The following is a 15,065-nucleotide window of genomic DNA, read 5'->3' as shown; positions in this document are numbered from 1 at the left end:
GAGGCCGGCCATGATGGTCGACCTGCTGCTCGCTTCCGTTCACCATCTGCTGGCTTTCGGCATCGCAGCGGCCATCACCGCCCAGCTGGTGCTGGTGCGGCCTGGCATGCAGCCGCCGGCCGTGCAGCTTGCGGCCAAGTATGATGTGGCGCTCGGCATCATGTCGGCGTCGCTCCTTCTGATCGGCTTTTCGCGTGTGTTCTTCGGCGCCAAGGGTTCGGAGTTCTACATCCACAACCACGTGTTCTGGACCAAGGTGGTGCTGTTTGCCATCGTGGGCCTGTTGTCGATCAAGCCGACCCGCGCTTTGCTGCGCTGGCGCAAGGCGCAGGCGGCTGATGCCGCTTTCGCGCCGGGCGAAGAGGAAATCCGTTCCATCCGCAAAACGCTGATGACCGAGATCCACATCTTCGCCCTGCTGCCGATCGCCGCCGCCGCCATGGCGCGCGGCTACGGTTACGCCTGAGGTTTCATCTGCAGGATGAACTGCGTGCGCACATCGCGTACGATGCTGCGCACGTCCTTCTGCATGGCCGCGAAATCATCCGGAGAGCATTTCGGGCCGCTGGCCTTCTCCATCTTCATGCTGCGCACGATACGGATGCCGTCCGCTGTGCGCTCGTAACGCGAGCGGTATTGCAGTATCGGCCCGTTCACCGTCACATCATCCGGCACCGCCAGCAGCGTCGCGCCGGACGGGAAGTGGTAGTTGGCTTCTTCCTCAAAGTCGGCGGCATAGCAGACGAAGGGCTGGGTGCGTTTGCTTTCCGACGTCATGTTGAAAGCAGTCTGAGAGATATTGGACTCCAGCCCGGTCCAGGTGCCAATGCCGACCGTACCCGGCAGGTACGTCAGGTTTTCCGTATGCCCTGAATACGAATAGCTGTAGTCGGGGGCGTTGCCGGTCAGGATGCCCAGCTCGATCTTGCCGCTCCCCTTCATGCCGGCGCCTTTCAGTAAATTCTCCACGGTGCGGGCACGGTCTTCTTCGCGCCAGCGGCTATGGCCCCAGCGCGACGGCTCGGCCCACCAGCCGGTGTCGCGCCGGGTGAATTTGAAGTCGGCGCCCCCATCGGCGTCGATGGTGACGTCGTAGCGGTTGCGCACGGTGGCAGCCTGGCTGGCCGGCGTGCGTCCCAGGGTGTGGCTGCGCGTCAGGATCACCTGCTTGCCCAGTTCGTTCGCGGGCAGGAAGCCGCCGGCGATATTTTCAGCGGTGGAGTCGAGGTAGAGGTCCAGGCTCGGGATGTAATTGATGGCGTGGTTGAAGGTGGCCAGGCTGGCCACCGGCACCAGGCGGAACGCGGCGTTGGCCGGGATCAGCACCGGCGTCGCTTCGATGCCTGCCGCGCGCAGCAGCGCTTCCATCAGCGCCGTGTGGTCCTTGCAGTCGCCATAGCGGTTGGACAGCACGCTGTCCGCGCTGTGCGGCACCACGCCACCGTTGCCCAGGTAAATGCCCACGTAGCGGATATTCTTGCGTACCCATTCATTGATGGCGATGGCGCGTGCACGGTCGCCTTCTACGCCGGCCGTGATTTCCTGCGCCTTGGCCGCAATGGCCGGCGTGACGGCAGCCGCCGGTGCGGCAGTGCGGTCATAGGCCTCGCCGAGCGTTGCGTAATCCTTCATGGTCGATACGACCAGGTGGCGGCCATAGTCCCAGTAGTCGACGGTCGCCGCTTCAATGCGCGGGTTGTTCGAAGGCGTGTAGTCCCAGCGGTAGAGCGTGCGCCCGTTGGCCGTTTGCGGCGGCTGCGCGGCAAAGCCATCCGCCTCCGAATACAGCGGCATATCGGCCGGCAGGTCGTAGGTCAGCGTGTACTGGTGGGTGGGCTTGAAGGGCGGAAAGGTGCTGTCGGCGAAGTGGCCGTCGAACTGGGCCTTCTTGCGCTTGGTGCGCACCTTGGTGTACAGCTTGTCGCCGATGGCGATGTCGGAATACACCACCACCTTCACCTGCATGTCCTGGAACATGGCTGCCCCGCGGTAGGCCGGTTCCTGCTGCAGCTTGATTTGCTCGGGCGGCACCATGATGCGGCGCCCGTTCGGCTTTTCCGTGTAGGCCTCCACGATCTCCAGTTCTTCGTGGGTGGCGTTGAAGCCGTAGCTGCGCTGGCCGGAGTTCTGCACGGCGCGTGCGTCGTTGAGCTGGGTCAGGTATTCCAGGGTGTAGATATAGCTGCCATCCTTCTGCACCAGGGCATGGTGGGTCTCGCGCAGCACGGTGATGGAACGGTCGGTGGCATCGTCATTGGCATGGGCTGGCAGGTGCAAGGCGGTGCTGAGCAGGAGGGCGAACAGGGTGGGGCGCATTGGTTTACGGCAAAAATGTTAATTCTCTGCGCAAGGTTATATTTCCGTCAACTAGGGAAACCCTCCTAATTCATTGGTTCCACACCACAATTCGATTGCCCGTTATAGCATTTATAATTTCTCCACGGTAAAATTCTGGGGTTTGCTGCTTAATTTGTGAGCAGCAACTTTCATTGATTAAATTACTGGAAGGAAGTTGTCATGGGGCAGCAACACGCCGTGATCATCGGCGCCGGTCCCGCAGGCCTGACTGCGGCTCTGGAATTGATCCGCACTACCAAGGTCCGCCCCATCGTGCTGGAGGCGAGCAATGAGGTTGGCGGCATTTCCCGTACCGTTTGCCATAACGGTAATCGCATGGACTTGGGCGGCCACCGCTTCTTTTCCAAATCCGACTGGGTCATGAACTGGTGGCAGGAAATCCTGCCGATCGATGCCGCGGCCAATGCCTCGCTCGACCTGACCTACCAAAACAAGAAAACTTCGGTGCAAGTGGCCGGCAGCGCGCTGGAAAGCGACGACGACCGCCGCATGCTGGTGCGTTCGCGCCTGTCGCGCATTTTCTTCCTGCGCCGTTTCTTCGATTACCCGATCAAGATGAACGCTTCCACCGCCAGCAAGCTGGGCCTGTGGCGGCTGACCAAGGTCGGGGTGACTTACGCCTGGATCATGATGTTTCCGCGCACCCCGGAAAAGAACCTGGAAGACTTCATGATCAACCGCTTCGGCCGCGAGTTGTATGAAACCTTCTTTAAGGATTACACCCACAAGGTGTGGGGCATCCCGTGCGACCAGATCAGCGCCGACTGGGGCGCGCAGCGCATCAAGGGCCTGAACATCAGCAAGGCGCTGTGGCACGCGGTCAAGCAAGTGTTCAAGAGCAAGGGCGGCGTGTCGCAGAAGGGCACCGAGACCAGCCTGATCGAACAGTTCCTGTACCCGAAATTCGGCCCAGGCCAGATGTGGCAGGAAGTGGCGCGCATGATCACTGAGGCTGGCGGCGAAATCCGCTACAACCAGGACGTGACCAATGTGGAAACGAAGGATGGCAAGGCGGTGGCCGTGAGCGGCACCGACAAAGCCACCGGCGAGAAGTTCCGCCTGGAGTGCGACTACGCGGTGTCGACCATGCCGGTGCGCGAACTGGTCAAGGGCATGAACGATGTGCCGGCCGAAGTGCGCAAGGTGGCCGATGGCCTGATGTACCGCGACTTCCTGACCGTTGGCCTGCTGGTGAAGAAATCCGACGTGCTGAATACCGATGGCCAGGCGCTGCCTGATAACTGGATCTACATCCAGGAAAAAGACGTGCGTATCGGCCGCCTGCAGATCTTCAACAACTGGAGCCCGCATCTGGTCAAGGATGAGGACACCATGTGGATGGGCCTGGAGTACTTCTGCAACGAAGACGACGACCTGTGGCAGATGAACGATGCCGAGCTGATCAAGTTCGGCGCCGCCGAGCTGGCCAAGATCGGCATGCTGACCGGCATCAATGTGCTGGACGGCACGGTGGTGCGCGTGCCTAAGGCTTACCCGGCCTATTTCGGTTCCTACGACCAGTTCGACGTGGTGCGCAACTATACCGACACCATTGGCAACCTGTTCCTGGTGGGCCGTAACGGCATGCACCGCTACAACAACCAGGATCACTCGATGCTGACCGCCAAGCTGGCAGTGGAAGCGATCGCCTCCGGCGCCGCCTCCAAAGACCCGCTGTGGGACGTCAATATCGATGATGAGTACCACGAAGAGAAGAAAGCGGCATGACGCAGCCGCTGCGCCAGCTCCCTGACTTTCAACCTGCCGCCCCCAAGCGGCAGGTGGAGCGGCGTGGCGCGCCTGTACCGTTGCTGCGGCGTTGGGACGGGCGTGCGGCACTGATGCTGATGGGCGTGTTGGCGCTGTGGCTGTTTGCCCGGCCATGGGATGGCCTATGGCACGACGGGCGGCTGTATGCGGTGCAAGCAATGCACTGGCTGAACCCGCTGCAATTCAGCCGCGACCTGTTCTTCCTCTACGGCTCGCAAGACTCCTTCACCATTTTCAGCCCGCTGTACGCAGGCTTCATCAAGTTCTTCGGCATCGAAGCGGGCGCGCGCCTGCTGCATGGGCTGGGTGCTGCAATGTGGCTCGGCTCGGCGGCCTTCCTGCTGTCCGCTTTCCGGCGCGGCGTCTGGCCCTGGCTCTGCCTGGGCGCCTTGCTGCTGCTGCCTTCCGATTACGATCCGGTGCGCGCCTTTGGCTTGGCCGAGCCCTTCCTGACCCCGCGCATCTTTGGCGAAGCCCTGGGCATGCTGACCATCGCCTGGCTGATGCGCGGCCAGCGCCTGCTGGCCGGCGCGGCCTTTGTGCTGGGCTTCCTGCTGCATCCGCTGATGCTGATGGGCGTTGCGCTGTTTAGCGTGCTCTATTTGTCGCGCATGCTGACCCGGCGCGAACAGGCCGCCGTGGCGGCGCTGGCGCTGACCTTTGTCGCCGTTGCCGTACTGGGCGTGAAGCCTTTCGACCGCCTGCTGCAAACCATGGACCAGCAATGGTACCGCCACGTGGTGGATATCCTGCCTATCGTGGCCTGGGACTCCTGGCGCTTTGAACAAATGGCCAGCCGCATGGCAGTCGCCTTCAGCCTGGTGCTGGCCGCGGGCTGGCTGTCGGCCGGTTGGCGTGCCCGCTTCTATTGGTGCAGCGCGCTGACCGGTGCGGCCGGCTTGCTGGCCAGCTGGCTGGGCACCAGCGTCTTCCATAATTTGCTGGTGCTGCAGCTGCAGCCCTGGCGCTCGCTGTGGCTGGTGCAACTGGCTTCGGTGATTGCGCTGGCCTGGATGGCCGCCGCTTTCTGGCGGCGCGGCCGCGTGTTCCGCGTGCTGCTGTTGACCCTGGGTGTGGCTTACCTGACGCGCGACAGCTACGGCGGCATGCTGGCAATCGTTGCGGCACTGGGACTGTGCTGGCAATCGCGCAGCGCCAAGCCGCTGGCACTGCCTAACCGCCTGTATGGGCTGGTGCTGTTGGGCGTGGCGGTTCTGGCGACCGGCTGGATCGCCAATGCCGACGGCCAGAGCATTCCGCAAGGCTTGGTCATGCCATGGAATTACGCCGATCCCGAATCGATGGACAGCATGCGCGCGTGGGCCTTGTTGCGCCTCGGCGGCGGCGCCGCCCTCGGTATGGCAATGCTGCTGGGTATCTGGTTCTGCGCCGGCCTTGGCCGTGCAGTGGGCTGGCTGGCTGCGGGTGTGCTCGCAGTGGGCGGCTTGGGCGCTTCGCTCTGCCTAAGCAGCGACTACAGCGTGAACCAGGCCAAGATGTCGCCCACAGCAAGGCTGGCCTTGAAGAAGGCTTTCCAGCCGCTGATCGCGCCGCTGGCTACTGTGTACTGGCATGGGCAGGAAGACCTCAGCTGGTTTGTGCTGGAGCGCTCCGGCTATGCCTCGCGCATGCAGGTGTTCGGCATGGTCTTCAATCGCGGCACGGCGGTGGAAGGCATGCGCCGCCTGGTGCGGCTGCAGCAGATGGGCAATGGGGATTCCCTGTTCGGCAAGGATAGGAAAGAGCGCTCGATGCTGCTGTCCAGGCTGCCGCGCCCGAGCCTGGCCGGCTTGCGTTCGGTATGCGCCGACCCTGCGCTCGACTTCGTGGTGCTGGAGCAGCGCTTTGGCGCCGGCCAGGTGGCCCATGTGGACGACCCGGAATTCGAGACAAGTTACTACCTGTACGACTGTAACCGCTTGCGCGGCCAGGTCGACTGAGATTGAAAGGAATCGCGATGTTGATGAAATTATTGGGCAAGCAGCGCAGCTCCAGCAGCCTGGTGCAATTCGTCCGTTACCTGTTCGTGGGCGGCTCGGCCTTCGTGGTGGACTTTGGCGCACTGTACGTGTTGGCCCACTTCCTGGGCTTACACTATCTGCTGGCCGCTTGCGTGTCCTATCTGCTGGGCATGATCGTCAACTACCTGATTTCGGTGAACTGGGTGTTCGATTTCCGTCGCGTCAGCAACTGGCAGCGTGAATTCGTCATCTTCTTCCTGATCGGGATTGCCGGCCTGATCCTCAATGGCTTCATCATCACTCTGCTGGTGGAAACCTTTGCCGCACCTTACCTGGCGGCCAAGCTGGTCGCTGCGGCCTTGATCCTGTTCTTCAACTTCGGCGCCCGCAAGGTGCTGCTGTTCTCGGCGGCCAGGAAAACCGCCTGATGCCGGGGCAAGGCGGGCTGTGGGACAAACGCTGGCTACCGCTGCTGCTCATGCTGGCAGCCTGTTGGCTGCTGGCGCATGCCTGGACCGGCTTCTGGCACGACGGCCGCCTTTATGCCCTGCAGGCTTTGCACCGCCTGCATCCCGATAACTACCGCAACGACCTCTTCTTCCTCTACGGTTCGCAGGACAGTTTCACCCTGTTCAGTCCTATTTACGCCGCGGTCATCAAGGTCCTGGGTTTGCCGGCTGCCGGCCTGTTGATGTATCTGCTGGGCAGCGCGCTATGGCTTGCCGCCGCCGCTTTTCTGCTGGCGCCTTTCCTGAAGGACCGCGCCTATTGGCTGGGACTGGCCGGCTTGCTCCTGCTGCCGACCGATTACAGCCCAGCCCAACACCTGCTGACCCTGGCCGAACCTTTCGTCACGCCGCGCATCTTTGCCGAAGCCCTGAGCATGCTGGCGCTGGGCTACCTGCTGCGTGGCCAATGGCGGCGCGGCGTGCTGCCGCTGGCGCTAGCCTTCCTGATGCATCCGCTGATGGCCGCCGTTGCCGCCCTGTTTGGCCTGCTCTACCTGGCCAAGGGCCGCGAACGCCGCTTTGCGCTCGTTGCCTTAGTGCTGGCCGGCGCTGTGCTGCTGGCCGCCATTGCTGGCCTTGCGCCGTTTGATCGCCTGCTGTCGAGCATGGATGATCAATGGCTGGCCCTGGTCTCGCGCCTGGCCTGGGTGCACACCTGGGACAGCTGGAAGGCGGCCAGTTGGCTTAGCCGGACCACCGTGGCATTCAGCCTGGTGCTGGCGGCGTCGCGCCTGGCGCCTGCTGTGGCGGCACGCTTCTACGGCTGCCTGGCTCTGACCGGCGCCCTGGGCTTGCTGGCCACTTGGGCCGGTACCAGCCTGGTACACAATCTGCTCCTGATCCAGGTCCAGCCTTGGCGTACCCTGTGGCTGCTGCAGCTGGGTTCCTGGATTGCGCTGGCCTGGCTGCTGTCGGCCTTCTGGCAGCGCGGCGGGGTGATTCGCTTGCTGCTGCTGGCCCTGGTCATTGCCGTGTTGATTCGCAATAGCTTTGGCGGCGCGCTGGCCATTCCGGCCGCTGCTTTGCTGTGCTGGCAGCTGGGGCGCGCGCAGCCGCTGGAATTGCCGGGCAATACCGGCAAGCTGCTCACCGGCCTGTTGCTGGCGCTGGGCAGCATGTGGCTGGCCGAGATCGTGCAGCACGCTACGGATAACGGCGCCCTGGTTGCGAAATACCTGGAAGACTCGGCCATCCGTATCTGGGGCTGGACCCTGCTCAAGACCGGCGCCTGCGCCGTGATCGGCACGGCGCTCATGTGGGCGGTCTGGGGTTTGTCGCAAGGCGCCGCGCGAGTACAACGCTGGCCGGCGTATTTGCTGGCTTGCCTGCTGGCGCTGGGCAGCCTGGGCACGGCGGCCGCGCTGAGGCTCAAGCCGCAGGACTTCGCCTATAACATGTCGGAGCAAGCGCGGCGCGACGCCAAGGCGGCCTTCCAGCCCCTGGTCCCTACCGATGCTGTCGTGTACTGGGAAAACGATGTGGGCGCCTCCTGGTTCCTGCTCGAGCGTTCCAGCTATGTCAGCAACGCCCAATTGGCCGGCCTGGCCTTTAACCGCGGCACGGCGCTGGAAGGTGCCCGTCGCCTGGAACGCCTGGAACGACTCGGCGTGCCCGACTCGGTACGCGAATACGATGCCCGCAGCGCCAAGCGCAAAATGGCGGCCTTGCCGCAACCAAGCCTGGAAGGACTGCGTTTTGTCTGCAGCGATCCGGCACTGGGTTTTGCGGTGCTGACGCAACGCTTTAAGGCCGGCATCGCGGCCCAGGTGCGCGACAGCGTCGACGGCCGCATCTACTATCTGTATGACTGCGCCTTGCTGCGCAACTATAATCCTCCGATCCCAACGAACCAAAGCTAGGCAATGCGTAAGATCCTGCTGGCTGTCGCCATCTTCTTCATTCTCTTCATCACGCTGCGCCACTTGCGGCCGCATGGCATCCTGTTCTACCAGGGTATCGGCCTGGCCGTACTGGTGGCCGCGGCCCAGTTCGCACTGGACTGGAAACGCCACACCGTCCCGCGCCCGCAAGCGCTGAAGGATTCGATGCTGGCCTTCTTGTTGATCTACTGCTTCGTGTTCACTGTCCCGACCACGGTGGACCGCGCTTATTCGGTGAAAATGCTGATGCGCATGGGTGAAGCGCCGGCCGGCATGAGCAAGGAAGAAGTCTCGCAAGTGTTCGTGAACGGCTTCCTGCAAGAGGGCGCCGTCGACAAGCGCCTGAAAGAGCAGGCTGCGACCGGTTCGATCGAAGAGCATGGCGGCCGATACTCGCTGACCGCTACCGGCCGCTTCCTGGACCGTGCCTTCCGCATTACGCAAGCTATTTTCGCCTGCGAGGAAAAGCGGTGAGCAACACGAATACCCTGGCCGTGAATGAGCATGACGGGGCTTTCACGCTGGCCTTGCTGTATGTCGCGCTGCCATGCCTGATTTTCCTGGTGGGCTTCGTGCGCCCGGTGCTCGGTTTGCCGCTGGCGGCGCTCCTGGCCTACGCCATCTGGCAGGCGGCCTTGCCGCTAAGTTGGCGCATCAACTGGCGCGAATTCGTGGCGCCCCTGCTGGCCGCCGCCGCCCTGGTGGCCTTAGTCGGCATCTTTACCGGCCACGCAGCTTACGACTGGATCAAGCACTGGGCCCTGATCAACGAGATCGCCGACAAGCCGTGGCCGGTGCAGGTCGAGCTGCAGGGTGAATCGAAATACCTGCGCTTCTACCTCGCCGCTTACCTGGTGCCGGCCCTGCTGCACAAGGTGACCGGCCTGTCCACCGCGGCTGCCACGGCGGCCTGGTATTTGCTGGGCTTTACTTTGCTTTTCCGCCTGCTGGTCAGCAGCTGGCTGCGCCGTCCGGCCTGGATTGCTTTCGCGGCCATCGTGCTGGTGTTGATGATCGGCGGCGCCGATGCGCTGGCCGAGCACAGCCTGCGTGCGCTGGACGACCGGCCTTTGCCAGTCTGGTTCGGCGTGCACTACGAAGGCTGGGTCACGCGTTCCTTCATGGTGGGCTTGCAATTCGCTTCCATCCTGACCAACCTGGCCTGGGTGCCGCACCAGTCGATTCCGGTGCTGGTGGCCGCCGCCATGCTCGTCAGCGACCGCGGCGCCCGTGCGGTGGAGCGGCTGGTGCTGGTGTATGGCTTGATGGCCCTGTGGTCTCCATATGGCATGATCGGCCTGCTGCCCCTGGTGCTGTACCGTGCGTTGCCGCACTGGCGCCACGCGTTCACGCTGCCGGCGCTGTCGGCCGTGGTTGGAGGCGGTGTCTTTGCACTGATCAGCATCTCCTACCTGGCAACTGAAATGCCGCAGGCCGGCATGTGCGTCGAATGCTTCAGCGAAAACGTCACACAGTACACCTCTTACGTACCTTTCTTCCTGGTCGAGCTGCTGCCATTCGCCCTCATCCTGCGCCGCCGGATATGGCAAGACTCATATTGCGCGGTGGCCATTGCAACGTTGCTGCTGATCCCCATGCTGCATGGCGCTACGCTCGACTTTACCGCGCGCGGCTCGATGGGACCGTTGCTCGTGCTGGCACTGCGTAGCGCACAGGCCCTGCTCGCCGCGCCGCGGACGCGCAAGCAGCTTGCGCTTGCTGCGCTGGCGTTTGCCTTATGCCTGCCGACCACGGCAAGTGAGGTGATCTACCACGCCAGCAATGGCGCAGGCCAGAAGATCGTCGACGCAGGCAAGTCGAAGCGACAGAGCTGGGCTTCGCAGTTTTCGCGCAGCGGCGATATTCATGCGCCGGAATTTTTCGATGAATGCGGGTGGGACTTTGAGTCGCAATACTTCATCACCACCAAGCCGCGGATTTTCAAATAGAGCATGGCACGCCCATCGGCCCGGGTCCTGTCCCAGTTCATCCGTTATGCCGCGGTCGGCGCGCTGGCCTTCGGCATTGACACGCTGACGCTCTACCTGCTGGTCGAGTATGCGGGCGTGTACTACCTGGTGGCGGCATGCCTGGGCTACCTGCTGGGTATCCTGTGCCATTACATCTTTTCTATCCGCTGGGTGTTCGACTTCCGCCGGCTGGCGGACTGGCGCCATGAGCTGGCGATCTTCGCCCTGGTCGGCGCGGCCGGGCTGGTCCTGAATGCCCTGGTCATTGGCTTGCTGGTTGAGCAGTTCGGACTGGGTTACCTGGCCGCCAAGATGGTAGCCGGCGCCACAATCGTGCTGTTCAATTTCGGAGCGCGCAAGCTGCTGTTGTTTACCTGAGATGGTCCTTGTAATCAGGCCTGCCTTTGCTTAAATGTTTAGGTGTGACTGAAAGAAGACCATGCTGATCGAACGTGAAGCGCCTTTAAAACGTTTGCGGGAAATGGCCAGGCAGGCAGCAGCGGGTCAAGGCGCGACTGCGCTGGTCATCGGCGAAGCCGGCATTGGCAAATCGTGTTTACTGAAGGAGTTCGCGGCAAGCCTGGACGCGGGCTATCAAGTGCTGCAAGGCGGCTGTGAAGACTTATTCACACCCCGTGCACTGGGTCCCTTGCGCGATATGGCGCCGAGCCTGGGCGCGGAATTGGCTGGCCTGCTCGACGGTGCGGCCGGCAGCGAACGCCTCTTCCCCAAGCTGCTGGCCTGGCTGGGTGCTGCGCCGGGGGCCAGCGTCCTGCTGGTGGAAGACTTGCATTGGGCCGACCAGGCCACCCTAGACTTGCTTAAATACCTGGCGCGGCGCGTGGGGGGCATGCGCGTGCTGTTGCTGGCCAGTGTGCGCAGCGATGAACTGATGGCGGGCCACGCGTTTTGGCGCTGGGTCGGCGACTTGCCGCCGTCCAGCACGCAGCGCATTGCGCTGCCGGCACTGTCGCCGCAAGCGGTGGCGCGGCTTGCTACAGCATCGGGACGTGATTCAGATGAACTGTATCGCATCACTTCCGGCAATCCTTTCTTCGTCACCGAACTGCTGGCCGCTGCTGATTCTTGCGACAGCCTGCCCTTGTCGGTGCGCGATGCGGTATGGACGCGCGTTGCGCGCCTCGATGGGGAAGAGCGCGCCCTGCTCGAAATACTCAGCGTGAGCCCGGTGCCTTGCGAAGATTGGCTGCTGGCCGGCGTGCTGGGGCCGCAAGCAATGGCGGCTTGCGACCGCTGCAGCGAACGCGGCCTGCTGCTGGCGACCGCGGCCGGTCACTTCATGTTCCGTCATGAACTCGCGCGTTTGGCGGTAGCGAGCCAGATTGCGCCGGCGCGGCTGCGCGAGCTGCACGACCGCGTCAGCGATGCCCTGAATTCGGCGCAGCGCCCGGTGGAACTGGCGCGCCTGGTACATCATGCTGCGGCCGCGCACGATCCGATCCGCGTGCTGCGCCTGGCGCCGCGCGCCGCGCGCGAGGCAGCGCGGCTGGGCGCACACCGCCAGGCCGCAGCCCATCTGGCCGCGGCGCTGCGCTTTGTCGGCGCCACCACCCCGGCGCCGGAAGCTGCGCAGCTGTATGAAGAATGGTCCTACGAGGCCGGCCTGGTGCGCATCGACGATGAGGTGATCGCGGCGCGCCACCAAGCCATTGAACTGTGGCGCAGCCTGGGCCGCGCAGACAAGGTTGGCTTCAACCTGCGCTGGCTGTCGCGCCTGCACTGGTACCGTGGCGAGTCCGAAGTGGCGGGACGCTATGGCATGGAAGCCATCGCCACGCTCGAGCAGCTGCCGCACAGCAGCGAGCTGGCCATGGCCTACAGCCTGCGCTCGCAGCACGAAATGCTGCAGGACAGGCCGCAAGGCGCCATCGCCTGGGGGGAGCGCGCACTGGCGCTGGCGGCCGAACTGGGCGATGTGGAAACGCGTATCCATGCGCTGAACAATGTGGGCACGGTGCGCCTGTTCGGCGGCGACCCGGCCGGCCAGGCGATGCTGGAAGAAAGCCTGGCATTGGCGCTGGAGCACGGCTATCACGAGCACGCGGCGCGCTGCTACACCAACCTCAGCGAATGCGCGGTGACGGCCAAACGTTTCACTCTTGCCGAACGCGTGTTGAGCGAGGGCATCGCCTTCGACACCGAACATGACCTCGACGCCTGGACCCATTACCTGGTCGGCTGGCAGGCGCAATTGCGCATGGCCCAGGGCCGCCTGCTGGAAGCGCGCGCCATCGCCGACGGCGTGCTGCAATTACCGCAGCTGACCCTGGTCATGCGCTTGCCGGCGCTGACCGTGCTAGGACGCACCTGCGCCCGCCTCGGCCAGCCGGAAGGGCGGCATTACCTGGACGAAGCCTGGCAGGGCGCGCTGGCCACCGGCGAGCCGCAGCGCATCGTGGAAGCCAGCCTGGGCCTGATCGAGGCGGCCTGGGTCGAGGGCAAGCTGGCGGCCTGCCGTACCGGCCTGAACGCACTGGCGCAACACGATATCGCCGGCGTCAATATGTGGGACCGGGGCGAGATCGTGCTCTGGCAGCACCGCGCCGGCCTCCAGGCATGGCCGGCCCTGGCCTCCGGTGAAACCTTGCAGTTGCCGGCGCCGGTCGCGGCTGAACTGGCAGGGAATGGGGAAGCGGCCAGCGCCATGTGGCGCGAGCTGGGCCTGCCGTTCGAGGCCGGCCTGGCCCTGTTGTCTGTACAAGGGGAGGGGGCCGGCGCGGCCGCCTTGCGCGCTCTCGAACTGTTTGAGGACTTGGGCGCGCGGCCGGCAGCGGCGCACGCGCGGGCCCAGGCCTCCCAGCTCGGGCAAGGCCCGCAGCTGCCCAAGGCCCGCCGCGGGCCCTATGGCGCGGCGCGCAGCCATCCCGAAGGCTTGACGCGGCGCGAGGCGCAGATCCTGGATTTGCTGCTGGCAGGGCGCAGCAATGCCGATATTGCACGCTGCCTGGTGCGTTCGCCGCGCACGGTGGAACACCATGTCTCGGCCCTGCTGGACAAACTGGGCGCGCACAGCCGCTTCGAGCTGATGACTCGGCTACAGCCAAAAATAGGTGGGGAAAGACGGGAAACTGGGTAAGCCACGGCCAGTGCCGCAGCCTATATTGAAGGTCAGGGAGTATGTGGTGCCCGAGGCCGGAATCGAACCGGCACGCCTTGCGGCGGCGGATTTTGAGTCCGCTGCGTCTACCAATTTCACCACTCGGGCCACATAACGCGACACGCATTATTACCGATTTGCCACCTCGCGGCAACCCTGCAGTAAATATTTAGGCTATGGGGCTGGGGCGGCAAATTGAAAAAAATGAGCGACTGGTAGCTTTTCAGCTAGAACCGGCAAGCGTAGGATGAACGACAGTCGACATGACACTTAGCGGCCTGCACAGGGCCGCAGCAAGCTGTGAGCCGCATCGGCGGCAACCACGGATTGTTCCCACAGCGCCCAGTCTACCGGCGGCGGCGCAGGGCACCAGGTTTGGACAGCCGGCGTGGATGCACCCCATCCGCCCCGGCCCCGAGCACCCACCCCAACGAGGGAATGGAAGCTCCCGGACAATATTGCTGCATACGACAGCAAGTCCTCCATACCGACCATGCAGTTCGTCAGCGCGCCATGCGTTCTATCCCTTAGAACGCGCTGTCTGTCGCCCGAAGCTGCACATCCGAACAATGCTTTGCTACCTTTGAATTGACCCCGCACCCTTTCTGACGGCGGGGCACCAGGCAAACAATCGGAGAAGATGATGAAAAAGCTGATGATGTTGAGTGCCGTGGCTGCACTTATGTTGGGTGGCAGCGCATATGCTGCCGATGTAAACGATCCTACCGTCCAGATCAAGGCCAATGCATCGGCCTACAAGCTGGCGCCGGCCGAGTTCAATGCCTATGCTGCGGGCTATAGCCTGAGTAATGGCAACTTTATCAAGTTCACCCAGACGGGCAACCGTTATTGGGCAACCCTGAAAGACGGCGACCGTGTCGAAATGTATGCCGTGCAGTCCGGCGTCTTCATGACAGCTGCCGGAGCCCGCATCGAATTCCAGGGGGAAGGCGATGCACTGGCGATCGACAACTATGAACGTCTGCCTACAGCACTGGCTATGAATGCCGTCAATGTGCGCGTGATTGCTGCGCGCTGATCCGACAATGCAGCGGCGGTGGCGCATCAAAGCGGTGCGCCACACCGCTTTATTCGAAGGAGCCGCACATGAAAACCCTGGCAGCGAGTGCTGCCGCATTCGCCTTGTTGTGCAGCGCTTCCGCCTTGGCGGGAGACGAACTGACGGTGCGCGTTCCAGCGCCCAACAGCTATCAGATGCAGCGCAGTGAGTTCCGCGACTACGCCTACACCTATGACCTGAGCAACGGCAGGAGCATCGAGTTTTCCCAATTCCGCAAGCAATTCTTCGCCCAGCTCGATGGCGAGCAGCGCGCCGAGTTGTTCCCGGTCGCAATGGGCGTCTTAATGACCGCTGCGGGAGCGCGGATTGAATTCGACCGCGATGGTTCGGGCGTCACCATCCGCAATTATGAAAAACTGCCGATGGCGCTAGCGCCGGCCGGCAGCAATATCACGGTTGTCGCTTCGCGCTAGCGAGG

General features: G+C 63.4%; 12 protein-coding genes and 1 tRNA gene. 11 read left to right on the top strand and 2 right to left on the bottom strand.

The genetic code is table 11. The annotated features are described in order from the left end of the window. Window positions 1–10: 10 nt before the first annotated feature. Complete coding sequence (locus AC1RTP_RS14885) at window positions 11–466, top strand: DUF2214 family protein (RefSeq protein WP_498608401.1); 456 nt, start codon at window positions 11–13, stop codon at window positions 464–466. Here AC1RTP_RS14885 and AC1RTP_RS14880 read toward each other — a convergent pair. Further along, complete coding sequence (locus tag AC1RTP_RS14880) at window positions 457–2,316, bottom strand: DUF3857 domain-containing transglutaminase family protein (RefSeq protein WP_498608400.1); 1,860 nt, start codon at window positions 2,314–2,316, stop codon at window positions 457–459. The genes AC1RTP_RS14885 and AC1RTP_RS14880 overlap by 10 nt on opposite strands. Window positions 2,317–2,517: 201 nt before the next feature. Here AC1RTP_RS14880 and AC1RTP_RS14875 point away from each other — a divergent pair, with 201 nt between their 5' ends. From AC1RTP_RS14875 to AC1RTP_RS14840, 8 genes are all read left to right on the top strand, one after another. Next, window positions 2,518–4,086 carry an NAD(P)/FAD-dependent oxidoreductase gene (locus AC1RTP_RS14875; protein ID WP_498608399.1) on the top strand — a complete coding sequence of 523 codons (1,569 nt, stop codon included), beginning with the start codon at window positions 2,518–2,520 and terminating at the stop codon, window positions 4,084–4,086. Further along, on the top strand, window positions 4,083–6,068 hold the full coding sequence (locus AC1RTP_RS14870; protein ID WP_498608398.1) for a hypothetical protein: 1,986 nt from the start codon (window positions 4,083–4,085) through the stop codon (window positions 6,066–6,068). The genes AC1RTP_RS14875 and AC1RTP_RS14870 overlap by 4 nt, the downstream gene beginning before the upstream one ends. Window positions 6,069–6,085: 17 nt before the next feature. After that, window positions 6,086–6,517, top strand: a complete 432-nt coding sequence (locus tag AC1RTP_RS14865; protein ID WP_498608397.1) for a GtrA family protein — start codon at window positions 6,086–6,088, stop codon at window positions 6,515–6,517. Continuing rightward, the gene (locus AC1RTP_RS14860) at window positions 6,517–8,457 is read left to right on the top strand and encodes a hypothetical protein (protein WP_498608396.1); all 1,941 of its coding nucleotides are present in this window, start codon (window positions 6,517–6,519) and stop codon (window positions 8,455–8,457) included. The genes AC1RTP_RS14865 and AC1RTP_RS14860 overlap by 1 nt, the downstream gene beginning before the upstream one ends. A 3-nt stretch (window positions 8,458–8,460) precedes the next feature. Beyond that, window positions 8,461–8,952, top strand: a complete 492-nt coding sequence (locus AC1RTP_RS14855) for a hypothetical protein (RefSeq protein ID WP_498608395.1) — start codon at window positions 8,461–8,463, stop codon at window positions 8,950–8,952. Beyond that, window positions 8,949–10,427, top strand: coding sequence for a hypothetical protein (locus AC1RTP_RS14850; protein ID WP_498608394.1), 1,479 nt, complete (start codon window positions 8,949–8,951; stop codon window positions 10,425–10,427). Before AC1RTP_RS14855 ends, AC1RTP_RS14850 begins: the two co-directional genes overlap by 4 nt. A gap of 3 nt (window positions 10,428–10,430) precedes the next feature. Next, window positions 10,431–10,826, top strand: a complete 396-nt coding sequence (locus AC1RTP_RS14845; protein WP_498608393.1) for a GtrA family protein — start codon at window positions 10,431–10,433, stop codon at window positions 10,824–10,826. 61 nt (window positions 10,827–10,887) lie between these two features. Continuing rightward, window positions 10,888–13,545 (top strand): ATP-binding protein, encoded by a 2,658-nt coding sequence (locus AC1RTP_RS14840; RefSeq protein ID WP_498608392.1) that lies wholly within the window; start codon window positions 10,888–10,890, stop codon window positions 13,543–13,545. A 44-nt stretch (window positions 13,546–13,589) separates the two neighbouring features. Here the strand turns inward: AC1RTP_RS14840 and AC1RTP_RS14835 are convergent. Next, window positions 13,590–13,674 (bottom strand) — tRNA-Leu (locus AC1RTP_RS14835). Window positions 13,675–14,206: 532 nt separating this feature from the next. Between AC1RTP_RS14835 and AC1RTP_RS14830 the strand changes: the two genes are divergently transcribed. Continuing rightward, entirely contained in the window at window positions 14,207–14,605 is a 399-nt protein-coding gene (locus AC1RTP_RS14830) for a hypothetical protein (RefSeq protein WP_498608391.1), read from the top strand. Window positions 14,606–14,673: 68 nt separating this feature from the next. Continuing rightward, window positions 14,674–15,060, top strand: coding sequence for a hypothetical protein (locus tag AC1RTP_RS14825; protein ID WP_498608390.1), 387 nt, complete (start codon window positions 14,674–14,676; stop codon window positions 15,058–15,060). The last annotated feature ends 5 nt before the right edge of the window (window positions 15,061–15,065 follow it).

It is taken from the genome of Pseudoduganella sp. GW821-FHT11H04 (assembly GCF_058807935.1).
Note: the sequence above shows the minus strand (reverse complement) of the source record. Positions and strands in the feature narration are given on the sequence as shown.